21 protein-coding genes and 2 pseudogenes are annotated in these 21,037 nt (G+C 67.4%); 9 read left to right on the top strand and 14 right to left on the bottom strand.

The features are described from left to right. Nucleotides 1–48 precede the first annotated feature (48 nt). Entirely contained in the window at nt 49–1,116 is a 1,068-nt protein-coding gene (locus tag LDO15_RS01655; protein ID WP_223983335.1) for an FUSC family protein, read from the top strand. Nucleotides 1,117–1,146: 30 nt separating this feature from the next. Here LDO15_RS01655 and LDO15_RS01650 read toward each other — a convergent pair whose 3' ends face one another. The 8 genes from LDO15_RS01650 to LDO15_RS01615 all read right to left on the bottom strand — a co-directional run bounded on the left by LDO15_RS01650 (nt 1,147) and on the right by LDO15_RS01615 (nt 9,647). Then, complete coding sequence (locus LDO15_RS01650; protein WP_223983333.1) at nt 1,147–1,929, bottom strand: SDR family NAD(P)-dependent oxidoreductase; 783 nt, start codon at nt 1,927–1,929, stop codon at nt 1,147–1,149. Between the two features lie 25 nt (nt 1,930–1,954). Continuing rightward, nucleotides 1,955–2,650 carry a hypothetical protein gene (locus tag LDO15_RS01645; protein WP_223983332.1) on the bottom strand — a complete coding sequence of 232 codons (696 nt, stop codon included), beginning with the start codon at nt 2,648–2,650 and terminating at the stop codon, nt 1,955–1,957. A 129-nt stretch (nt 2,651–2,779) separates the two neighbouring features. Continuing rightward, entirely contained in the window at nt 2,780–3,124 is a 345-nt protein-coding gene (locus LDO15_RS01640; protein ID WP_223983331.1) for a GNAT family N-acetyltransferase, read from the bottom strand. After that, the gene (locus LDO15_RS01635) at nt 3,121–4,461 is read right to left on the bottom strand and encodes an acyltransferase (protein WP_223983329.1); all 1,341 of its coding nucleotides are present in this window, start codon (nt 4,459–4,461) and stop codon (nt 3,121–3,123) included. Before LDO15_RS01635 ends, LDO15_RS01640 begins: the two co-directional genes overlap by 4 nt. Before the next feature lie 133 nt (nt 4,462–4,594). Next, nucleotides 4,595–5,479: a class II fructose-bisphosphate aldolase gene (locus LDO15_RS01630; RefSeq protein WP_223983327.1), complete on the bottom strand. Its 885-nt coding sequence runs from the start codon at nt 5,477–5,479 to the stop codon at nt 4,595–4,597. Beyond that, nucleotides 5,479–6,945 (bottom strand): GntP family transporter, encoded by a 1,467-nt coding sequence (locus tag LDO15_RS01625; protein ID WP_223983324.1) that lies wholly within the window; start codon nt 6,943–6,945, stop codon nt 5,479–5,481. The genes LDO15_RS01630 and LDO15_RS01625 overlap by 1 nt, the downstream gene beginning before the upstream one ends. A 130-nt stretch (nt 6,946–7,075) precedes the next feature. Next, complete coding sequence (locus LDO15_RS01620; protein WP_223983320.1) at nt 7,076–7,975, bottom strand: NAD(P)-dependent oxidoreductase; 900 nt, start codon at nt 7,973–7,975, stop codon at nt 7,076–7,078. Between the two features lie 163 nt (nt 7,976–8,138). Then, nucleotides 8,139–9,647 carry a four-carbon acid sugar kinase family protein gene (locus LDO15_RS01615; RefSeq protein WP_223983318.1) on the bottom strand — a complete coding sequence of 503 codons (1,509 nt, stop codon included), beginning with the start codon at nt 9,645–9,647 and terminating at the stop codon, nt 8,139–8,141. Nucleotides 9,648–9,888: 241 nt separating this feature from the next. Between LDO15_RS01615 and LDO15_RS01610 the strand changes: the two genes are divergently transcribed. Beyond that, nucleotides 9,889–10,599 (top strand): FadR/GntR family transcriptional regulator, encoded by a 711-nt coding sequence (locus LDO15_RS01610; protein ID WP_223983314.1) that lies wholly within the window; start codon nt 9,889–9,891, stop codon nt 10,597–10,599. Nucleotides 10,600–10,631: 32 nt separating this feature from the next. Here LDO15_RS01610 and LDO15_RS01605 read toward each other — a convergent pair whose 3' ends face one another. Beyond that, on the bottom strand, nt 10,632–10,889 hold the full coding sequence (locus tag LDO15_RS01605) for a metal-sensitive transcriptional regulator (protein WP_018774886.1): 258 nt from the start codon (nt 10,887–10,889) through the stop codon (nt 10,632–10,634). A 184-nt stretch (nt 10,890–11,073) separates the two neighbouring features. On the opposite strand from LDO15_RS01605, the gene LDO15_RS01600 reads away from it, so the two are divergent. From LDO15_RS01600 to LDO15_RS01580, 5 genes are all read left to right on the top strand, one after another. Next, the gene (locus LDO15_RS01600) at nt 11,074–12,009 is read left to right on the top strand and encodes an SGNH/GDSL hydrolase family protein (protein ID WP_223983311.1); all 936 of its coding nucleotides are present in this window, start codon (nt 11,074–11,076) and stop codon (nt 12,007–12,009) included. A 52-nt stretch (nt 12,010–12,061) separates the two neighbouring features. Continuing rightward, nucleotides 12,062–12,271, top strand: coding sequence for a dodecin (locus LDO15_RS01595; RefSeq protein ID WP_223914666.1), 210 nt, complete (start codon nt 12,062–12,064; stop codon nt 12,269–12,271). Nucleotides 12,272–12,369: 98 nt separating this feature from the next. Continuing rightward, the gene (locus LDO15_RS01590; RefSeq protein WP_223983309.1) at nt 12,370–13,341 is read left to right on the top strand and encodes an aldo/keto reductase; all 972 of its coding nucleotides are present in this window, start codon (nt 12,370–12,372) and stop codon (nt 13,339–13,341) included. 241 nt (nt 13,342–13,582) lie between these two features. Then, nucleotides 13,583–13,846: a GlsB/YeaQ/YmgE family stress response membrane protein gene (locus tag LDO15_RS01585; protein ID WP_223983305.1), complete on the top strand. Its 264-nt coding sequence runs from the start codon at nt 13,583–13,585 to the stop codon at nt 13,844–13,846. A 198-nt stretch (nt 13,847–14,044) separates the two neighbouring features. After that, complete coding sequence (locus tag LDO15_RS01580; RefSeq protein ID WP_223983302.1) at nt 14,045–14,512, top strand: hypothetical protein; 468 nt, start codon at nt 14,045–14,047, stop codon at nt 14,510–14,512. A gap of 65 nt (nt 14,513–14,577) precedes the next feature. Here the strand turns inward: LDO15_RS01580 and LDO15_RS01575 are convergent, their stop codons facing one another. After that, on the bottom strand, nt 14,578–15,423 hold the full coding sequence (locus tag LDO15_RS01575) for a putative protein N(5)-glutamine methyltransferase (protein WP_223983299.1): 846 nt from the start codon (nt 15,421–15,423) through the stop codon (nt 14,578–14,580). A 300-nt stretch (nt 15,424–15,723) separates the two neighbouring features. Between LDO15_RS01575 and LDO15_RS01570 the strand changes: the two are divergent. Next, a pseudogene (locus LDO15_RS01570) lies at nt 15,724–16,813 on the top strand (IS110 family transposase); the annotation flags it as partial. Nucleotides 16,814–16,891: 78 nt separating this feature from the next. Here LDO15_RS01570 and LDO15_RS23495 read toward each other — a convergent pair. From LDO15_RS23495 to LDO15_RS01555, 3 genes are all read right to left on the bottom strand, one after another. Further along, a complete protein-coding gene (locus tag LDO15_RS23495; protein WP_346655978.1) occupies nt 16,892–17,146 on the bottom strand; it encodes a winged helix-turn-helix domain-containing protein in 255 nt (84 codons plus the stop codon). 140 nt (nt 17,147–17,286) lie between these two features. Beyond that, nucleotides 17,287–17,625 carry a hypothetical protein gene (locus LDO15_RS01560; protein ID WP_223983294.1) on the bottom strand — a complete coding sequence of 113 codons (339 nt, stop codon included), beginning with the start codon at nt 17,623–17,625 and terminating at the stop codon, nt 17,287–17,289. 115 nt (nt 17,626–17,740) lie between these two features. Further along, nucleotides 17,741–18,844: a TerC family protein gene (locus LDO15_RS01555; protein ID WP_223983291.1), complete on the bottom strand. Its 1,104-nt coding sequence runs from the start codon at nt 18,842–18,844 to the stop codon at nt 17,741–17,743. A 608-nt stretch (nt 18,845–19,452) separates the two neighbouring features. Here LDO15_RS01555 and LDO15_RS01550 point away from each other — a divergent pair. Next, nucleotides 19,453–20,258 (top strand): annotated as a pseudogene (locus LDO15_RS01550) (transposase). A gap of 317 nt (nt 20,259–20,575) precedes the next feature. Here the strand turns inward: LDO15_RS01550 and LDO15_RS01545 are convergent. After that, nucleotides 20,576–20,995, bottom strand: a complete 420-nt coding sequence (locus LDO15_RS01545) for a hypothetical protein (RefSeq protein ID WP_223983288.1) — start codon at nt 20,993–20,995, stop codon at nt 20,576–20,578. Between the last annotated feature and the right edge of the window lie 42 nt (nt 20,996–21,037).

The raw sequence follows: 21,037 nt of genomic DNA, 5'->3' as shown, positions 1-21,037 counted from the left end.
CATGAACCCCGGGAACCCAGAGAAGACCAAGAAACCCGGGAGGAAGTTGTGAAGTCCGTACTGGCCCACGCCCGTTCGCTGCACAGCCTGGCCCCGGCCAACAAGGACCACGTGTCGGCGTGGCGGGTGGCGATCAGCGTGGCGGTGCCGACTCTGGTGCTGCTGGCCGCCGGGCGCCCCGAGCTGATCGGCTACGCCGTTTTCGGTGCCCTGACCGGCATGTACGGCCGCACCGAGCCGCATCAGCTGCGGCTCCGCCATCAGGGCCAGGCAGCTGTCCTCCTGCTCACGGGCGTAGGAGTGGGCGTGTTCCTCTCGATCCAGCACGCCCATTCATGGGCGCTGGTGATCACGGAGGCCGTGTTTGCCGGCGCGGGGTCGCTGTTCACGGACAGGACGGCCCTGAAACCCGCCGGGCCCTTCTTCGGGATCCTGGCCCTGGGCGCGTGCGCGTCTGTTCCCGCCGCCGTCCCCTGGCATGCCGCCGTCCTGATCGCCGCAGGGTCGGCCGCGTTCTCGATCATGGTGGGCTTCGGCGGCTGGTTCGTGGCCCGCTCCTGGCGGCACGGGTGGCAGCGCGGCTGGCGGCGGGACGTCACGGCGCTACGCGGGGCAAGCCGACGGGCGGCGTGGCTTCATGCCGCCCGGTACATGACCGCCGTCGGGGCTGCCGGGACCATTGGGGTCCTCAGCGGCAGTGGCCACCCGCATTGGGCCATGGCCGCGGCGGCGGTGCCGCTTGCCGGGGCCGACCTGCCCAGCAGCGTCTACCGCGGCATCCACCGCATCGTCGGCACGCTCCTGGGACTCGTGGTGGTCACGGCCATCCTGTTCCCGTGGCCCGGGTCACCGGTGCTGGCCTTCCCCGGCCATGAGGCCGCCGTCCTGGCTTGCCTGGTGATCGTCCTGCAGTTCAGCACGGAACTGTTCATGACCCGGCATTATGGCCTCGCGATGGTCTCCTTCACCCCGGTCATCCTGCTGGTCGGACAGCTTGCGGCGCCGGCCGATCCCCGCGTCCTGGTCACCGAACGGGCCGTCGAGACACTGGTGGGGGCCGCCGTCGGCATCCTGGTGGTGGTGCTGATCCGGCGCCGGAGCCCGCACATGCCCTAAGGGCGCCGGTCCCGAAAGTACCCGGCGCGGCTACTTGGCGCGCCGCGGCGGCCCGGCGACGAACCGTGCCGGCAGCACCCGTGTAACCGAGGTCAGGACTTTGTAGCGCCGGCTGGGGATCGAGACGGCCTTGCCCTTGGCGTTGTCCGCCAGGGACTCGCTGACCACCTGCCGGGCCTCGAGCCACATCCAGCGCGGCGCCACCGTCTTGTCCATCCCCATCCGGTCGTGGAACTCGGTGTGCGTGAAACCGGGGCACACGGCGGTGACCCTGACCCCGCGAGCCGCATACGCCATGTTGGCCCAGCGCGAGAAACTCAGCAGCCAGGCCTTCGCGGCCGAGTACGTTCCACGCGGCAGGAAGGCCGCCACGCTCGCGACGTTGATGATCCTGCCGGACCGCCGCGCGAGCATGCCCTGCAGCGCTGCGTGGGTGAGCTCCATGGCGGTTTCGACATGAAGTTTCAGGTGTCTCTTCTCCTCGGCGATGTCGTTGTCCTCGAAGGACCGCAGCAAGCCGATTCCCGCGTTGTTGACCAGGATCTCCACCGGCCGGGCCGGATCGGTGAGACGCGCGACGACGGCCGCAACCCCGGCGTCGTCAGTAAGGTCCGCGGCGATCGTCTCCGTCGCGGCCCCGTACCGGTTCTCCAACTCCGCCGCCGTGGCCGCGAGGCGGCCGGCGTCGCGGGCCACGAGCACCATGCTGTGGCCCTCTTCGGCAAGCTGGCGGGCGAACTCGGCGCCCAGTCCCGCCGTTGCACCCGTAACGAGAGCGGTGGTGCCCGGCGTGGAGGCTGTGTGTGCGTTCATAGCGACAGCCTAACCGTGCGGCGGCTCAGGCCAAGGCCGTGTCCGGTTCCAATTCGTCCCCCGCCGGGCCGTCCCCGTCTGTCAGGTGGCGGTTCTGAATTTCTTCGGCGGCGAGCTCGTACCAGGTGTGTGCGCCAAACGAAGGGCTGTTGGTGTCCAAGTGGCGGTACAGTGCGTCCGCGAGCTGGCACAGCGCGGTGTCGGACAGGGCCCGGACCGTGGCCGCAGGATCGAGCGTGCCCTCGAAATACTCCGAAAGCGCCAGCAGGTTCATGGCGCCAAGGTCATTGTCGCTCCCTGCCTCAGCGGCCAGCGGGGTGTTGGCCTCCCCCAGCCCGGTATCCAGGCCGGTATCCAGGCCTGAGTCGAGCCCGGCGAGGACTTCGGCGTCGGCACCGACGTGCAGGAGGCAGATGGGCAGCTCGGCCGGCTCATCGAGCGTGAGGCGAAACGGCACGGGCGCCTTGGAATCCCCGGCGTCGGGGGCCGGCAAGGGTCCGGCGTCGGCGAGCCGGCGAAGTCCAAGCAGCACTTCCGGGTCCAGGTGGGAGGTGCCGTGGAGGTCGATGACTACCTCGGCGCCCGCCCCGAGGCGGCCGGCGCGGCGCACGATATGCATGAGGGCGGCCGCATCAGACGGGGTGACGCAGCCGGAAATTTCGAGAGTGACCTGCACGGGATCGAGGTCCACACGGACAAGCACACGCAGTTTATGGTTCAAGGGGTTCTCCAAACGGACCTGTCCAAGAGCCAGCTGCATAACTCTGCTCAAACCTTACGAGGTTGTTGTCCGGCTCACAAGCCGGCCGGACGCGACCCCGGCCGTTCCGGCCCGCCCCCCTAGCTGGGCTCAGGCTCCCTCCGGCACGCGTTCCGGCCAGTCCACATATTGGTGGTACGTCTCGTGTCTGCGCAGGTAGCGGTACATGAAGGGGCAGTCCGGAATGATCCGCTTGCCGGAGGCAACCACGTCATCGAGCGCGAAGTGCGCCAGCACCTTGGCGAGCCCCTGGCCCTGGAACTGCTCCGCCGTGTCGGTGTGGATGAAGTCGATATGGCCCGGTCGGTCGATGAAGCGCACCTGGACGGCGAGCTTGCCGCCGACATGTAGTTCATAGCGGTGCAGCTCGTCGTTCCTTGTCGTGGCAACGTCAGGGCTGAAGGTGTCTTCCGTGGCTGCCGAGTTCTCCGTCATGGTTCGACATTGGCACTTAATGGCGGACGTGGCAATGGCGGTTCTGATCCACCGGGCCGGTCAGCCGATGCCGTCAGCCGGACCGGAATCCGCCCCAGCAGCACCACCGCGAGCGCGAAGCATGCAGCACCCCCGCCCAGCAGCCCAAGTGTGAGTCCATGGAGTGCGGCGTCGACTGCCGGGACAAAGACGGCGACGGCGGCGAGCAGCACGGCGGCCGCCGGCCGGTTCGGCGCGGTGCCCGGCGCCGTCGGACGCTCCTCGAGCCTGCCGAACAGCGCAAGGACCGGCAGCAACAGCGCGATAACGCCCAGCAGTACCAGCGGCCGCCCCCACCACCAGGCCGCGCTACCGCCGGCCGGCTGCGGAAAGTCTGTCAGCAGCAGCAGTCCGGACATCGCCGCCAGCAGGGGCAGGTGCCATAAATAGACAGTCATGGACCGGCGTCCGGCCACGCCCACCACCCGGCGCACCCACGCCAAGGACGCGATCCGTTCCAGCAGCGGCCGGAAGAGCTGGAAGGCGGCGGCCTGCGAGATGCCAAGGAGCAGCAGCGTCACGTTGGGCGGGTTGAGGTTTACCAGCATGTTTCCGGGGTACAGCCCCAGCAGCACAAGCAGCCCCAGCAGGAGGTTGCTGGCGACGATGACGCCAAACAGAGCCGGCCGGCCCGGCCGCAGCGGCCGGCCGTCAGCGACGAAGAATCCGAGCTGCTGCACGGCGCACCAGACGAACACCATGTTGAGGTAGGCCAGCGTCGGCAGCATCCCCCGCATGCAATCGACCGCCACGGCCAGGGACGTGAGCCCGGCGAGGGTCAGCCACGGCGCGCGGGCGTGCAGGGCCGCCAGCCAGGGAAGATTCAGCTGCGCGGCGAGGTACGCGGCGAGGAACCACAGGGGCATGCCCGCTCCGCTGGTGAGCAACTGGATGACCTGCGGGTCAACCCCCGCGAGCAGCGCCAGGGACAGGCCGGTGAACATGACCGCCAGCAGGACGGCCGCGGGACGGATCAGGCGCAGCAGCCGGCCCTGCATGAAGTCGAAGGCGTTGCCGCCCCTGGCGCGCAGCCGCCGCCAGGACTGCAGGCCGGTAATCCCGCCAGCCACGAAGAACAGCGGCATGATCTGGAGGACCCACACGACAGGCTCAAACCATCGCTGGTTGCCCAGCGTGTTTTCGGTCGTCACGGTGCCGTCGGGGTTCAGGACGGGGCTGACCATCATGGTGTGGCCGACCACCACCAGTACCAGGCAGAAGAACCGGGCAAGGTCGATCACCGGGTCGCGGTCCGGCACCCTGATGATCGTGCCGGCCGCCCGCTGCTGTGAAACCATAGCGCCCCCTAGGAAGCCCGGCCGTGTTGCCTCCATTGTCTGTCTTGGGGCGCGTCACGGCCAGAGGACGAAGCCCCTGCCCGGCGCCTCCCGTCCCGGCTCTCGCCGGGAGGGGAGGCGCCGTCCCGTGCTGTCAGCGGGACAGCGTGGCCAGGGCGCCGGCCGCGAACGTCCTGGCGGAAGTGTCCCAGTGGCCCAACAGGGCCTGGAGGTTCTCGCCGTCGGCGCGGTGGGCGGCGGTCTGTTCCTCGAGGACCGCAAGGACGCCGGTGCGCAGCTCGGTATTGAAATTGACCTTGCCCACATTCATGGCCGCGGCCTTGACCAGTTCCTCCGCCGGGATGCCCGAGGCACCGTGCAGGACCAGCGGGATCCGGGTCCGCACGGCGATGTCCTGCAGGACGTCCCAGCGTAGCCGGGGCTCCCCCTTGTACTTTCCATGGACATTGCCCACGGCCACGGCGAGCAGCTGCGCGCCGGTGCGGGCCACGAAGTCCTCCACTTGGGCGGAGTCGGTGAGGCCTGCCGGTTCGTCGGCCGCTGCGCTGCCTTCGCTGTTCGCGGCGTCGGTCCCGAAGGCCCGGTCCTCGTCGCCGGCAAGCCCGCCGAGTTCGGCTTCAATCACGACGTCGGCCCTGCCCTGCGCTTCGAGGGCGGCCCGGACACTCCGGACCAGCGCGATGTTGTCCTCGTAAGGCAGCGAGGACCCGTCGACCAGCACCGAGTCGGCCCCGGCGCCGACGGCGTCGGCGATCACCTGCGGGTCGGTGGCGTGGTCCAGCTGCACGGCAACCGGAACGCCGGCGGCGTCGGCGAGCCCGCGGAGGGCGGTGATCAGCCGCAGACCGTTCGGCGTGGCCGCGGTCTTCGGCGCGACGAGCAGGATGGCGCCCCGCCCGGTCTCCTCGGCCGCGCCCACAACGGCGAGTGCGGTCGTGAAGTCGTAGCAGGTGAACGCCGGTACGGCTGAGCCCTGCTGCAGGGCGGCGCCGACCAGCGCGTCGAGTTGGGTACGCATCAGGCGCTCAGGCCTCCCACCAGGATCCAGGCCACGAACGTGAGGGCGAAGCCCGCCAGGCCCAGCACGGTGGTGAGCACGGTCCAGGTCCTGAGGCCGTCGGCGACGGTCAGGCCGTAGTACCGCACGACCACCCAGAACCCGGCGTCAGTCACGTGGGACAGGCCGAGGGCGCCGAAGCCGATGGCGATCACGATCACGGCAATCTGCGCCGGCGTGTAGCCGCCGCCGGCAACGGCGGAGGAGAGCAGGCCGGCCGTGGTGACGATCGCGACGGTGGCCGAGCCCTGGGCGGCACGCAGGGCCAGCGAGATGATGAAGCCAAGGAGCAGCAGCGGCACGCCGAGGGTGTCGAGGGATTCGGAGAGTGCCTTGCCGATTCCGCTGACCTGCAGGACGCTGCCGAACACGCCGCCGGCCGCAACAACCATGAGGATGGAGGCGATCGGGGGCAGGGCGCCTTCGAAGATTTCGCCGGTTTCCGTCAGCGACCACTGACGGCGGACGGCGAGGAGGAAGAAGCAGAGCGCGACAGCCACGAGGAGGGCGAAGACGGGGTTGCCGACGAAGGCGGCGACGCCGTACCAGAAGTTGTTCTTGTCGATCACGAGGGTGCCGACAGTGCCCAGGAGGATCAGCGCGATCGGGGTGGCGATGAGGAAGATGATCAGTCCGGGGCGGGGCGGGGCAATCGCTTTGCTGCCCGGGCCCTCGTGGCCGACACGGACCATGGTGGCGGAGCCGAACTCGTCCACCTGGGCCTTGACGGTGGGCAGCAGATCGTAGTCCTTGCGGTTCATGATGGAGGCGACCCAGTAGGACAGGAAGCCGAGCGGCACGCAGATCACCAGGGAGATCAGGGCAATCAGTCCGATGTCGGCGCCGAGCACGCCGGCGCCGGCCACAATGCCCGGGTGCGGCGGCACGGCGACGTGGATGGCGAGCATGATGCCGGCCATGGGCAGGCCGAACTTCACCGGGTGGACGTTGGCGATCTTGGAGAAGGCGTAGACGATCGGCACCAGCACGATGATGCCGACCTCGAAGAACACCGGAATCGCGACCAGGAAGCCCACGGCGGTGAGCGCCACGGCCACCCGCTTGGCGCCGAGCTTGGCGGTGAAGTGGTCGGCCAGGGACTGCACGCCGCCGGAGACCTCGATCATGCGCCCCAGGATGGCTCCGAGGGCGATCAGGAGGGCCACCTTGCCCATGGTGCTTCCCACCCCGTTGGCCACCACGGTGAAGACGTCTTTGAGCGGGATCTGCGCGGCGACGGCCACCAGGATGCTGACCGTCAGCAGGGCCACAAAGGCCTGGATCTTGAAGCGGATGATCATGATCAGCAGCAGGGCGACGCCGGCCACGGCGATGGTCAGCAGCAGCGGAGTTCCCAGCTCCACGGCCGGCTTGATGACGGGCGCGTCGGCCGCGCGCACCATCAGGGAATTGAGCAGGGGGGTCATGAGGGGTTGTCTCCTTTGACAGGAATATTGTCCGGCGATTCGACCGCGAGGTAAAAGTGGCGGAACAGTGGCGGGAGGGGTCCGACGACGGCGGAGGGGGGACCGCCGTCGTCGGGGATGGGGTGGCTGGTTAGGCGGTGCGCTTTGTGGGCGCGAGGACCTTGATGACGGCGGAGTCGTCGGCGGCGGCAAGGCCCTGGGCCTGGCCCAGGAGGTAGAGCTGCTCCGCGGCGGCGGCCACGGGGGCGGCGAGGCCGGCGGCGCGGGTGGCCTTGCCGACGATTCCCATGTCCTTGACGAAGATGTCCAGGCGGCTGAGGACTTCGGCGCCGTTCTCGGTGTAGGCCTCCAGGATGCGCGGGCCGCGGTTGGAGAGCATGAAGGAGCCCGCCGCGCCGGCTTCGAGGGCGGCGAGGGTCTTGGCCTGGTCCAGGCCAAGGGCGTCGGCCAGCGCCATTGCCTCGGCGGCGGCGGCGATGTGGATGCCGCAGAGCAGCTGGTTGACAGTCTTGAGGGCCTGGCCGTCGCCGGGCTTGTCGCCCACCACGGTAAGGGTGGAGGCGAGCAGTTCAAGGGCCGGGCGGGCCTTCTCCTGGGCCTCGGGCGATGCGCCCACCACGATCAGCAGGTCGCCTTCGCCGGCACGCTTGGGACCGCCGGAAAGCGGGGCATCAACCAGCTCGACGCCGTATTCGGCCAGGCGGTCCACCGTGGCCGGGATGGCCTCGGTGCCCACGGTGCTGCCCAGAATCACGACGGCGCCCGGCTTCAGCACGGAGGCCACGCCGTTCTCGCCGAAGAGGACATCGTTGAGCTGCTCACCGTTACGCACTGCCAGCAGCAGGGCGTCGGCGCCTTCCGAAGCCTTCCGTGCTGAGGCGAACGTGCGGATGCCGGCCTCTTCGGCCAGCTTCAGGCGAGGCTCGGCGATGTCGAAGCCGTGGACCGTGAGCTGGCTTGCCAGGCGCGTGGCCATGGGCAGGCCCATTGCGCCGAGGCCCAGGACGGTGATGGTGTAGTTGCTGGTCATGGTGTTCTCCATCGAATGACGTGTTGTGGCGTGCGGTGTTGAGTGGGTGGCCCCACGCCTGCCGGGTTCCCTGGCCGTGGGGCCTCACCGGCGAGGGACCCTGCCTGAGCTTGCGAAGGCTGGGAGCCGGTGGGGACTTGCGAGGTCAGGGGGCAGGTGGGGACTAGAAAGTGCTGCTGAGTTTGCGGGTGACATCGGCGAGGGACTGGTCGTCGCCCACGTTGCCGGCGAAGACGATGTACGGGATGCCCTTGGCCGGGCCGTCCACCGGCTCCCACAGGCTGACGATGCCCGGCAGCATGGGCCCGCGGACGATCGCGTGCCGGATTTCCAGGCCGTGCGCGGCCACGTCCGAGGACGTGATGCCGCCCTTGGCGATCACGAAGCGGGGCGGGAAGGTCTTGAGCGTGCGGTTCACCACGGCGACGACGGCGGCGGAGACGGTGCGGGCGATCCGCAGGCTTTCGGCGGCGTCATCGGTCCTGATCAAGAGGCGGCTGGTGTGCACAATGACGTCGCCTTCGTGAAGGGCCGCGACCACCGTGCCGACGGTTTCGTCCAGGTACTCCCCGGCGTTGTCGCCGAGCAGTTTCTCGACGTCGATCTCCACAATCCGTGCCGCGCTGTGCTGCTCGGTGAGCGCGTTGAGCTGGCGGGTGGTGACGCCGACATGCGAGCCGACGACGATCAGGCCGCCGGCCTCCGAGGGAGTGTTGCCTTCGTAGGCTTCTTCCGAGGTCAGCGCCGTGCGGACTTCCTGGCCGATGCGGCCGCGAACGAATGGCGGACCGACGCGGTAGAGCAGTTTCTTGCCGCGGCTTTCCGCTTCCTCCAAGCCCAGGGCCAGGGCACGGAAGTCATTCTCGGTGACGATGTCGGCCACGATCGGAGTGGAGTCGGTGGCGGATTCGATGGCATCCGCGATGGCCTTGGCGGAGATGGCAGGGTCCCCCGCGGCTGCACCGGCGCGGATGATGTTGAGGTCCAGGACGATCACGGAGTCAGCGGCGAAACGGCCTTGGGACTTTTCTTCCACGTACTTGGCCATCTCCGAGTTGGCGAAGCCGAAGCTGGCGTCCCGTGCGAATTCCGTCTCGGCCACGGGAGTGAGGGTGCCGGCGTCGGCTCCGGTGCCGCGCATGTAGTGCACACCGCCGATGGTGACGCGACCGGCGTCGGGGAATGCGGGAACGATCACGACGCCGTCCGTCGCCTCGCCATTGACGGCCGTGACGGTGGCCGCAATGACGTCCGGTTCCAGCGGGTAGTGGCCGCGCAGGGTCGAATCACTGCGGCTGACGAAGCTGAGCCGCAGGGCTCCCTCATCCGTTCCGGCGGTCGCTGCTGCAGCCGCGAGGGCGTTCCGGACGATTTCCTCGTTGCGGTAGGCCGCCTCGGCGGGGTCAAGGCTGCGGGTGTTGGTCAGCACGTAGACGGCGCGCTGGCGCTGGCCGTCGACCTCGTAGGCGAAGGCCCAGGCGAAGTCGGCCACTTCCCAGCGGGTGAGGACCGGGAGGTTCGCCACGGACTGGGTGCCGGTGGGGTCGTCGTCGAGGACTACCAGGACACGCGGGGATGCCTCGGACGAGGCCGCCACGCTGTCTGCCACTAACCGGGCGGGGATCTGTACTTCCGCGGGGAAGGCGGCCAGCACGTCTGCTTCGAGGGGCACTATGCACTCCATTGTGTGGGGATCAATCGGTGGAAGCCTGCGGCTCGGCGGGAGCCGCAGGAAGGGCTATATGTAAGATGTCAGACATCTTATATCTGGATGCTAGTGTGGCATATGGCACAACGACGCGCAAGTAGACTTGGCCATCAGGGAACAGCCATGAGACAAAACATCAGGCAGAGCCTCAGGCAAAGACCTTAGGCAAGGCTTCAGGCAAAGCAGAGTCGCTGGACGGGGAGAATTGGCTAGGAAATCGCTGGTCGGCGTAGTGGCCGACGAATTGCTGGACCGGATCATCGCCGGCGAGTTTCCGCCCGGCACGAGCGTTCCCGGCGAACTGGAGCTCAGCTCCCGGCATGAGGTCAGCCGCATGACCGTGCGCGAGGCCATGAAGACCCTTGAAGCCCAGCGGATTCTCAGCGTGGAACGGGGCCGCGGCACGTTTGTGAACCCGGTGAACCGCTGGGGCTCCCTGGACGCTGTGCTGCGGGCGGCGTCGGAAGGCGAGAATGACGCCTCTGCCGCCATTCAGCTCATTGAATTGCGCCGGATGCTGGAGACGGGCGCCTGCGAACTGGCCGCCGGGCGGATGGCGGATTCCGACATCGACGCTCTCCGCACTCACGTCGCAAAGATGCGGATCGCACACGAAGGAAACGATCTGACGGCTTTTGTCGAGGCGGACCTCGCCTTCCATGACCTCATCCTGCAGGCCTCCGAAAACGTCTTCGTCGCAGTGTTGTTCGAGCCGCTGCACCGCGTCCTGGAAAAGCGGCGGACGGAAACGTCCAAGGTGCCGGACATCCAGGAACATGCCATCGGACACCACCAGAACATCGTGGATGCCCTGGCATCACGGGATCCGCACCGTGCCCGCGACGCCATGGACGCGCACATGCAGCAGACCCTTGACGACTTGAAGACCTACGTCCTGGCCGAAGGGCCGGCCTGACCCGTCAGACGGCACAGATCAGGCCGCGCAGATCAGGCCAGCGAAAGGAAGAGCTTCTCCAGTTCAGCCCGGTCCAGGCTGGGGTCTTCCTGCTGCATGCACTGCTGCAGGCCCGTGGCGATGATGGAGAATCCCGCCTTGTCCAGGGCGCTCGAAACGGCGGCCAGCTGCGTCACGACACTCTTGCAGTCACGGCCCTCCTCGATCATCCGGGTCACCGCCGCGAGCTGCCCCTGGGCGCGGCGAAGCCGGTTGATGACAGGCTTCATGTCGGTGGGATCGAGTTCCATGGGTTCCTCCGGGATCGATGCGTCAGACTTAATATTATACCCCCCTGAGTATTCGAGCTGTCCCCGGCCGCGAGACGGGTCGGTACGGTTCGGCAAGCCCCGCAGCCCCCCGTGCGTCCGCCGGATGCCCGCTAGGGGCATAAGTACCTAGCGCGGCATGGATTATCGGCGTAATGCTGGTGATGTGAACGCCGCCAGGTTCCTTGAGCCGGGCGCCGGCCATACCGGCGCCAACATCCCCGCCGCGGGGCCGTGGCACCCGGGGGATCAGCATTCCGCGCGGGGGCGCCCTGCGGCCCGGCGGTCACAGCCTTGGAGCCGGTACGTCGCCATCGGGGATTCGTTCACGGCAGGCGTCGGCGACCCGGAACCGCTGAGTCCCGGCGGCATGCGGGGGTGGGCGGACCGCATTGCGGAAGAACTCGGCGGGGGCCGCGGCGAGTTCAGCTACGCCAACCTCGCCATCAGCGGCATGGTCATGCGCGACATCCTGGACCAGCAACTTGGGCCCGCCCTGAACCTGAAGCCGGACCTCGTCACACTCTCGGCCGGCGGCAACGATCTCGTGTTCCATCGCGGCGATCCGGACCGGCTGGCAGCCGCCCTCGATGACGCCGTGGCGGCACTCTCGGCCACCGGGGCGACGGTCGTCCTGTTCACCGGGCCGGACTGGGGCGAGACCCCCGTGTTTGGGCACATCCGGGGCAAGGTCGCGGTTTTCAATGAAAACATCCGCGTCATCGCCGCCCGGCACGACGGCGTCATCGCTGATTTGTGGGCACTGCGGCAGTTGAGCGATCCGCGGATGTGGGATCCGGACCGCCTGCACTTTTCGCCGCTGGGGCACCACACCATTGCCGCCATGGTCCTGGACACGCTCAGCGTGCCGCACCGCCTGCGGCCCCTGGAACCCAAGCCAATGCCGCCGGGCAGCTGGCGGGAAACCCGGGCCGGCGATCTGGCGTGGGTCGCGCATTACATGCTGCCGTGGATGGTGAGTCGGATCAGGCCGCGGGCCGACGCCTTTCCGCGGGAGGCCAAGCGCCCGCTGCCGGGGCCGCCGCCAGGGTTTGCCGGCCCCGGGCCCACGCCCCTAGTCCGGCCGGGTTCAGTCGGCTAGTCTGCAGGAACGGCCCGCAGCCGGGCATCGATGGCGATCATGAGGAGCGAAGTTGCCTAATCACACCTACAGCATTTCTGAAATTGTCGGAACCTCGAACGAGGGCGTCGATGCGGCCGTCCGGAACGGCATTGCGGAGGCCGCCAAGACCCTGCGGAACCTCGACTGGTTCGAAGTCAAGGAAATCCGCGGCCACCTTGAAAACGGGCAGGTCGCCGACTGGCAAGTCACCATCAAGCTCGGGTTCCGCCTGGAGCGCTAACGCCAGCCTCCGGAGCGGGGGCGGCACGCGCCGGCCCGGCGTCGGAGAAAACCGCAACGCGTCAGGACGGAGGAGGTCAGGACGGAGAGGAGCGCGTCATGCGCTACACGCATTTGGGCCGCTCCGGCCTGACAATCTCACGCCTGTGCCTCGGCACCATGAACTTCGGCCAGCAGACCGAGGAGGCTCAGGCCTTCGCCATCCTCGACACGGCGCAGGCTGCCGGCATCAATTTCATTGATACCGCCAATGTGTACGGCGGTTCGAGCCACCGCGGCTGGACGGAGGAAATCCTCGGCCGCTGGTTCGCCCAGGGTGGCGAGCGCCGTGAGCGCACGGTGCTCGCCACCAAACTGTTCGGCACCATGACGGACAGGCCCAACGAGTCGAAGCTCTCGGCGCTGCATATCCGCCGGGCGCTCGATGCCAGCCTGAAACGGCTGCAGACGGACTACATCGATCTCTACCAGTTCCATCACGTAGACCGGAACACGCCCTGGGAGGAGATCTGGCAGGCCGTCGAAGTCGCCGTCCAGCAAGGCAAGATCCTCTATTCCGGCAGCAGCAACTTCGCCGGCTGGCACATCGCGCGCGCCCAGGAAACGGCAGCCCGCCGCAACTACAACGGGCTGGTCAGCGAACAGTCGATCTACAACCTGCTGACCCGGGACCTGGAACTGGAAGTGATCCCTGCCGCCCAGCAGTACGGCCTGGGGATCCTTCCGTGGTCGCCGCTGCACGGCGGACTGCTGGGCGGGGTGCTGAAGCAGGAGCACGACGGCGTCCGGCGCACCACCGGGCGCGCCCTCGAGGCACTCAAATCGCACCAGAAACAGATCCGCCGATACGAGGACTTCGCCGAGGAACTGGGGCAGGAACCCGCGCACGTGGCGCTGGCGTGGCTGCTCCACCAGCCGGCCGTCTCCGCCCCGGTCATTGGTCCGCGGACCCTTGAGCAGCTCCAGGGAGCGATCGGCGCCCACAAACTGAAACTCGACGCCGGCGCCCTCAAGCGCCTTGACGAGATCTTCCCGGGCCACCGCACCGCCCCGGAAGACTACGCGTGGTGACCCAGGCCCGCGTGGGGCGAGCCCCCTGCGGCTGACCAATAACAATTGAACAACGTTCGCACGCGGCGCGAATTCGGTGGGAACTGTCCGGAGAAATCCGACTGTTTTAGCCGCTTTCCGCCGAAGCCCGCAGAGGGCCGGGTGGCCCTTTGATACTAAGCATGATTAGTATTAGGGCAGAAGGATGAAGCGCACCTGGCGATCCGGGTGCCTCCTCAATGAAAGAAGAAGGAACGATAAAATGGGTTTTTTCGCATTTCTGATTCTGGGCCTCATCGCCGGAGCAATCGCTAAGGCAATCCTCCCGGGCCGTCAGGGCGGTGGCCTCCTGATCACTCTGGTCCTGGGTGTCGTCGGCGCCCTGCTGGGCGGATTCATCGGCGGTGCACTGTTCGGTGTGGGCATCAACGAGTTCTTCTCGCTGTCGACCTGGCTTCTGGCCATCGGCGGTGCGATCATCGTCCTGCTTGTTTACGGCATGATCGCCAAGCGTTCGGCCCGCTAAAGCGGAGCTGACCGGAAACCGGTCCCGGGTATTTCCCGGGGCCGGTTTTTTCGCATAATTTAGACCGGCAGCGGTGCCACCACGGCCGCGAATTCCGTCCCCGGCCGCGGTCGGGCGAGTCCGCTTCGGCATCGTCTTTTCAGGCACGTCTTTTCAGCACGTCTTTTCAGGCACGTCTTCAAGGAACAGGAGCACACCATGAAGGGCAAACTTCTTTTCGGCGCCGGACTGGCCGCAGGCTACGTCCTGGGCTCACGGTCTGGCCGCGAAGCCTACGAAAAGCTCAAGTCCCGGACCGCCGGCTTCTGGCACAGCCAGCCGGTCCAGGACAAGCTCACCGCGGCCGCCGATGCGGTCAAGGACAAGGCCCCGGAGGTCTCCGAACAGCTCGGCGAGGCCGCCCGCCGCGCGGGCACGGTCATTGGCTCTGCCGTCCACCGCGATGGCGGTCGGGATAACCAGACCGGGAACAGAGCCGGGAACAAGACCGGGGGTGACGCCGCGGGCGCCTCCGGCGGAATCTCATCAAAGACGTCCATCCCGGTGGTCCCCGATGTCTCCTCCGACCCGGCACTCACCGACCAGGACGGACAGGACTGGTCGGACGAAGGCGGCGCCACCCCCGCCGGCCCCGCCACCAGTGTCGAGGCGGACAAGCGGCCCTGATCCGCCTGCAGGACCGCTGCAGCGTCATGGGTTAGGAAAAATGTAAGGGGCGGCCGTAGGAGCTCTCAGCCGGAAGGCGGGAGTTCGCCGGCCACCACCGTAGCGCCCAGTTCCTCGGAGCGCAGTACGCGGGCCGCCAGTCCGTGCCGGCGAAAAATACGGGCTGTCCGGGCGGCCTGCCGGCGGCTGGTCTCAATCAGCACGTGGCCGCCCGGCGCCAGCCATTGCCGCGCCTCCGCGGCGACCCGGCGCTGCACCTCCAGCCCGTCGGCACCGCCGTCGAGGCAGGCGCGCGGCTCATGCAGGCGCGCCTCTTGCGGCATGGTTTCGATGTCCGCCGACGGAACGTAGGGGGCATTTACGGCCAGCACCCGGACCCGGCCCCGGAGTTCCGCCGGGAGCGGAGTGTAGAGATCTCCTTCGTGGACCTCGCCGCGCAGCGGCAGGACGTTGGTGCGCGCACACGCCGCGGCTGCGGGATCTATGTCGGCGCAGTGGAGCTCGACAGGGCCGGCGAGCGCGGCCACCGCGGCGCCAACGGCACCGGACCCGCAGCAGAGATCGATCACGACCGGGGACCGGCGCCCCGGGCCGGCCGATTCCAGCCGCCCCGCATGCAGGCGCCATGCATTCAGGCGGGCCGCTGCCTGCCGGACGAGGAACTCCGTCCGGCGCCGCGGCACGAACACGCCGGCGTCGACGGCGATGCGGAGTCCGCAGAATTCCGCCCAGCCCAGAATGTGTTCAAGGGGCAGGCCGGCGACCCTTCGGCTGACCATCGCTTCGAGCGCCTCAGGCGTCGGGGCGGCGGCGATGAGCAGGCGGGCTTCGTCTTCGGCGAACACGCACCCGGCGGCCCGGAGCCGGACTGTGAGGGTTTCGTGCGGGAACTGCTGAGGGATTACTGGCATGGGAGCGCCTTTCGGTCTGGGGTCAGACGCCCTCACAGGGATCTAGCAGCGGCCGGCAGGCCGGCAGCGCCGGGAGGGCACCCGGTCTGGACTTGCGTGAATCGGACCCACCTCCCTCTGCCGCAATTGCTCGGATTCCCCATGCTACCGAAGGCTGAACGCCGCGCTGTGGTCGGACGCGCTGTGGTCAACCGAACTGTGGCCGGCCATGGGGCGGCGGTCCGGCCGGATGTTGTTAGGACGCTGCGCTACGGCGGTAGCCACGTCTTTCCGGTCCCCGGCTGGCAGGATGTCACCATGGAGTCTTTGCCCAACGACGAACCGGCCCTGCTCGAGCTCATCGCCACCGTCCTCAAACTCGGGGCCGGGGACGAGGTCCTCTGGGCGACGGACCTGAACCACGGCGGACCGGCGCTGCTGATCGCCCTGCTCGTCGCCCACGGACCGTGCACCACGCCTCCAAGCTCTACCGCGGAGACGGCAAAACGGACGCGAAAGACGCCGCCGTCATCGCCGACCAGGCCCGGATGCGCAAAGACCTCCAGCCCCTGCGCGCAGGGGACGAGATCAGCACCGTACTGCGGATCCTCACCGCCCGCCGGGCCGACAAATCCGCCGACCGGGTCCGGGCGATCAACCGCCTGCAGGCCCAACTGCTCGAATACTTCCCCGCGCTGGAGCGGGCCTTTGACTACAGCCGCTCCAAAGCCGCACTGTTGCTGCTGACCAAACACCGCATCCCGGACGGGATACGCCGCACCGGGCAGGCCAGGCTGCACGCCTGGCTGAAGAAACACGGCGCCCGCTCCTCGGCGGCCGTCGCTACTGCCGCCGTGGAGGCGGCGAAATCCCAGCACACCACCGTCCCGGCCCAGCACCTCGGGGAGGGATCGTCGCCGCCCTCGCCCGGGAAATCCTTGCCCTGAACGAGGAACTCGCCGCACTCGATGCGCTGATCAGCGAGAAGGTCACCGAGCACCGGCACACCGACGTGTTGTTGAGCATGCCAGGGTTCGGCCCCGTCCTCGCCGCCGAATTCCTTGGCGCCACCGGCGGGGACCTCACAGTCTTCGAGTCCGCGGACCGGTTCGCCGGCGTCGCCGGACTCGCCCCCGCCCCCAGGGACTCCGGGAGGATCACGAGTAACCACCACCGCCCCCGCCGCTACGACAGGCGGCTGCTGCGGGTCTTCTACCTCGCCGAGCTCTCGGCCCTGAAAAGCTGCCCCGCCTCCCGGACCTACTACGACCGAAAACACGCCGAAGGCAAGACCCACCTCCAGGCCATGCTCTCCCTGGCCCGGCGCCGGCTCAACGTCCTCCGGGCCATGCTCCGCGACGGCACCACCTACACCCCGGTCCCGGTCTCGACAGCCCGGCTGGCAGCCTGACAAGCGGCTACAGGCCGGTGAATGTGATCATTCGAATCCGCGAAATTAGGTTGCGGGATACCGTTTCCGGGGGCGGTCTTACGGTGGGGGTGAACTAATGTCCTGGGGTGGCTCCGCCGCGGTTGAGGGCGGGCGGGCTGCGAAGAGGCTGATCAGTCCGTCGACTTCCCTGGTTGCTGTGGCGGGGTGCCGGAAGTGCTGGTGGGGTTCTATGACGTAGCGGGTTCGTCGTCCGTCCCGGCTGCGGTGCAGGTATCCGCCGGCTTCGAGATCCTTGAGGATTTGCAGGGTCGATCGTGGTGTGATCCCGACCTTCTCAGCGATGTCTTTCACGCGGGCGTCTGGGTCTGTTGCCACCGCCAGAAGGACGTGGCCGTGGTTCGTGAGAAAGGTCCATGTTGGGCGCGAAGGTGTTGGCGGCGCTGCAGGAAGCGGTGGGTGCCGGCCACTTTCCGGACCCGGCGGCGGGATTGTCATGGTTTCTCCTCGCTGGCGTCTGCGATGGCGCCCGCATGCCTGTCGGGACGCAGGCGCTGCGTCTTCGTGATGATCGTTCCACCATCTTGCCTGATTGGAGTTACGAGGATGAAAGCGCGGATTCGCCGTGCGGCGGCCTTGATGCTTTTCAGCGAGACGCCACCGGTGGTCCCTGCTTGTGTGAAAAGACAGGGAACCGCCCGGACTTGGAAATCGCTGGCGGTACTTTCGAGCACCGCCCGGACCCGGGCAGCGATCGCCTCTGCGTCTGCAGTCTGCCGTATGGCTGCGAGCCGGTGGGTGAGGGGGCTGAGGCTGAATCCGGTCCGTTCCACGGGCACCAGGAGTATCAGGGGCCTGCCCTCCATTCTGGCCAGCGCCGCTGCGCGCCGCGCAGTCTCAGGGGCCCCTGCCCCGTCAAGTATCAGTGCCGCCACCGGGCGGACCGGTTCATCTTTCATGCGCGTCACCCTTTGCGGGTGAGTGCGGGGCCGCGTCTGATTTCCCGGCGTCGCCCTGTTGGGGTGGTGAGGGGGCTTTCGTGCCACGGCGTGTGCCCCATAGTGGTTCCAGGGTGGCGATCTCCTCGGGCGAGGCGGTTCCGAAGGGGGAGTGCGCCGGCCCCTCGGGAGCTTTGCGTTCCTGGCCGCGGGTGACCCAGAGACTGACGCCGATGGACACGGCGAGGATAGTGGCGATGACGGCCAGGGACAGCGGGGTGGGGATGTAGTAGACGTCGATTTTGAGGAGCATTTTGATGCCGACCCAGATCATGACGAGCGCGAGTCCGATCTTGAGGTAGATGAAGCGGTGGATCAGGTCAGCGAGCAGGAAGTACATGGCCCGCAGGCCCAGGATGGCGAAGGCGTTGGCGGTGAAGACCAGGAAGACTTCGTCGGTGACGGCGAAGATCGCGGGGATGGAGTCCACGGCGAAGATGATGTCCGTGACCTCGATGAGGACCAGCACCGCGAGCAGCGGGGTGGCCAGCAAGATGCCGTTTTTGCGGATCAGGAACCGCTGGCCGTGGAAGTCGTCAGTCATGGGCACGCGCCGGCGGAAGAGTCTCAGCGCCCGGGACTTTTCCGGGTCGAGATGGTCGTTGCGGTGGCGGATCATCCGGTAGCCGGTGATGAGCAGGAACGCCGCGAAGATGTACAGCACCCACCCGGCACTGGCAATGATCGCGGAGCCCGCCGCGATAAAGACGCCCCGGAAGATCAGGGCGCCCAGGACCCCGAAGAACAGGACCCGGTGCTGGTATTCGCGGGGGACGGCAAAGTACGTGAAGATGATCGCCCAGATAAACACGTTGTCCACTGCGAGGGACTTCTCGATCAGGTATCCGGCGAAGTACTGCTGGCCAAACTCCGCACCATAGACCTGCCATATCAGGACGCCGAAGCCAACACCGAAGGCGACCCAGACGGCGGACCAGAGCGCGGCTTCCCGGACACGGATGACGTGCGCTTTGCGGTGCGCGAACAGGTCCACGGCAAGCATCAGGACAATAAAGGCAAGAACGGCCAGCCAGACCCAAAAAGGAACATTCATCAGGGAGTACCCGCTTCCAGTCAGTTCAAACCAACTGGAGGTCTTTCCCGGTCCCGAGGGACCTGCCCCGCCGGACCGCTCAGGGTCGGCCGTACTGACGACGGGACATTCGGGGGATACTCCCCTCCACACAATTAGTGAAGCATACTTCATCTATTGCGGCAATGGGTCGTCGCTGGCCTTGCTAGCCCCGACGCCCCAGGGATTACTGCAGACTTACCGGCCAAGACAGAGGGGCGTGCTCGCAGGGCTCGCACCCGTTGGGGCGTCCGCTGGCGCGGCCGGCTGTTGGGTCCAGTGCTGTCCGTCGCAGGGCTCCGGCCTGCCCTGGTCCTGTCTTGTCTATGACGTCTTTTGGGTGCTGTCCTTATGGTGTTGACGGGTGCAGTTCCACGGCCGTTGTAGGGTCGTGGCTACCCGGGGGAGGCGGGTATGGCTTTGTTGCTGTGGCCGGACGACTCACGTCGTGACGGCTCCGGAGGATTGGCCGCCCGCCGCCCCGCGATGACCCGACCGCTGATTGAGAGACGCGACATGATCGCCGGATAAGGACACGACGGCGCGGTTATCTGCTGGGCCCTTCCCATCCAACGAACTGGAGGCTGTTCTTGGTGCACCTATGGGCCGGCATTGACGCCGGCAAAGCCCATCATCACTGCGTCGTGATCGACGCGGACGGAAACCGGCTCCTCTCACAGAAAATCCCCAACGATGAACCGGCCCTGCTCCAGCTTTTGGCCGGCGTCCTCGAGTTAGCCGGCGGGGACCCGGTAGTGTGGGCTACGGACCTGAACCACGTGGGACCGGGACTGCTGATCGCGATGCTCGTCGCCCACGGCCAGACCCTCCTTTATATTCCCGGCCGGACCGTGCACCACGCCTCCAACCTCTACCGCGGCGACGGCAAAACGGATGCCAAAGACGCGTTCGTGATCGCCGACCAGGCCAGGATGCGCCGTGACCTGCAGCCGCTGCGGGCTGCGGCTCCTGACCGCACGCCGGGCCGACAAATCCGCGGACCGGGTCCGGGCGATCAACCGGCTGCAGGCCCAACTGCTCGAATTCCTTGGCGCCACCGGCGGGGACCTCACAGTCTTCGAGTCCGCGGACCGGTTCGCCGGCGTCGCCGGACTCGCCCCCGCCCCCAGGGACTCCGGCAGGATCACGAGTAACCACCACCCCCCGCCGCTACGACAGGCGGCTGCTGCGGGTCTTCTACCTCGCCGGGCTCTCGGCCCTGAAAAGCTGCCCCGCCTCCCGGACCTACTACGACCGAAAACGCACCCAAGGAAAAACCCACCTCCAGGCCATGCTCTCCCTGGCCCGGCGCCGGCTCAACGTCCTCTGGGCCATGCTCCGCGACGGCACCACCTACACCCCAGTCCCCGCACGGATGCCGCCTGTGGCTGCCTGACCACGCCGGCTGAAGCTCGGAATCGGGTTTGAACCCCGACACGTCACGGGCAGGTCATCGATATGAACGGCCAGGCGGTCCCCACCACCCCGATGATGTGAGGGCGGGGCCGGTTCTGCGCGGACCTGCTCGCCCGCGACGTCCTTTACCCGCTCGCAAGGAGCGTGAGCAGCGCGGAGGGTTGCTGGATGATCTGTTCCGAGGGCATGGTCGAAGGTTGCACTCGGGTTCCCCAAGATCGGCGCAAACGCGCGCAGGCAGCGTCCATCAGCGCACCGGGAAGCCCGCCGATTTCGGCTGGGTGTCAGCCGAAACGCTCACGTGGTGGTTTTTCGGAGTGAACGAAGGAGTGAGCGATACACCTTCTCGTATTCCTCGTGCTGCACCAATTCGCCTTCGTCGGAACGGATCTTAGGAACACAGCCGACCCGTGTGGGTTCCTCTCGTTCCCTGAACTGGTGCCGGTACTGGATGTTGATCAGGCCGCTGAGCGAGAGTACGCCGGCCGCACGGCTGTCGACGTACTCCGACTCAAGTGGCTCGACCAGTTCCGGTGTAAGCGACGGGCTCCACAAGAAGTAGTACCACTGGCCATCGGTGGCTCTTCTCTCATCCAACTGTCCTGCTTCAACGACCCGAACCGCCTCGACGTAATGTTTGCCTTCCTTCAGCTTGGTAACGCCCAGTAGACGGTAGGGCGCCCACTCTTGCGGCAATGCCCCAATCGCGCGCTCCATTGAGTCCGCGGTAAGGCCTTCGACCTCGGCCGTGAGGCCCCG

Origin of the sequence: Arthrobacter sp. NicSoilB8 (genome assembly GCF_019977355.1) — a bacterium.
Taxonomy (GTDB): domain Bacteria; phylum Actinomycetota; class Actinomycetes; order Actinomycetales; family Micrococcaceae; genus Arthrobacter.
Note: the sequence above shows the minus strand (reverse complement) of the source record. Positions and strands in the feature narration are given on the sequence as shown.

Bases quoted from the DNA above. Each gene is read 5' to 3' on its own strand.
- LDO15_RS01635 (WP_223983329.1), bottom strand. From the start codon at position 4,461: ATGGTTTCACAGCAGCGGGCGGCCGGCACGATCATCAGGGTGCCGGAC.
- LDO15_RS01580 (WP_223983302.1), top strand. From the start codon at position 14,045: ATGAAGGGCAAACTTCTTTTCGGCGCCGGACTGGCCGCAGGCTACGTC.
- LDO15_RS01640 (WP_223983331.1), bottom strand. From the start codon at position 3,124: ATGACGGAGAACTCGGCAGCCACGGAAGACACCTTCAGCCCTGACGTT.
- LDO15_RS01555 (WP_223983291.1), bottom strand. From the start codon at position 18,844: ATGAATGTTCCTTTTTGGGTCTGGCTGGCCGTTCTTGCCTTTATTGTC.
- LDO15_RS01575 (WP_223983299.1), bottom strand. From the start codon at position 15,423: ATGCCAGTAATCCCTCAGCAGTTCCCGCACGAAACCCTCACAGTCCGG.
- LDO15_RS01590 (WP_223983309.1), top strand. From the start codon at position 12,370: ATGCGCTACACGCATTTGGGCCGCTCCGGCCTGACAATCTCACGCCTG.
- LDO15_RS01585 (WP_223983305.1), top strand. From the start codon at position 13,583: ATGGGTTTTTTCGCATTTCTGATTCTGGGCCTCATCGCCGGAGCAATC.
- LDO15_RS01620 (WP_223983320.1), bottom strand. From the start codon at position 7,975: ATGACCAGCAACTACACCATCACCGTCCTGGGCCTCGGCGCAATGGGC.
- LDO15_RS01545 (WP_223983288.1), bottom strand. From the start codon at position 20,995: ATGGAGCGCGCGATTGGGGCATTGCCGCAAGAGTGGGCGCCCTACCGT.
- LDO15_RS01650 (WP_223983333.1), bottom strand. From the start codon at position 1,929: ATGAACGCACACACAGCCTCCACGCCGGGCACCACCGCTCTCGTTACG.
- LDO15_RS01625 (WP_223983324.1), bottom strand. From the start codon at position 6,945: ATGACCCCCCTGCTCAATTCCCTGATGGTGCGCGCGGCCGACGCGCCC.
- LDO15_RS01630 (WP_223983327.1), bottom strand. From the start codon at position 5,479: ATGCGTACCCAACTCGACGCGCTGGTCGGCGCCGCCCTGCAGCAGGGC.
- LDO15_RS01605 (WP_018774886.1), bottom strand. From the start codon at position 10,889: ATGGAACTCGATCCCACCGACATGAAGCCTGTCATCAACCGGCTTCGC.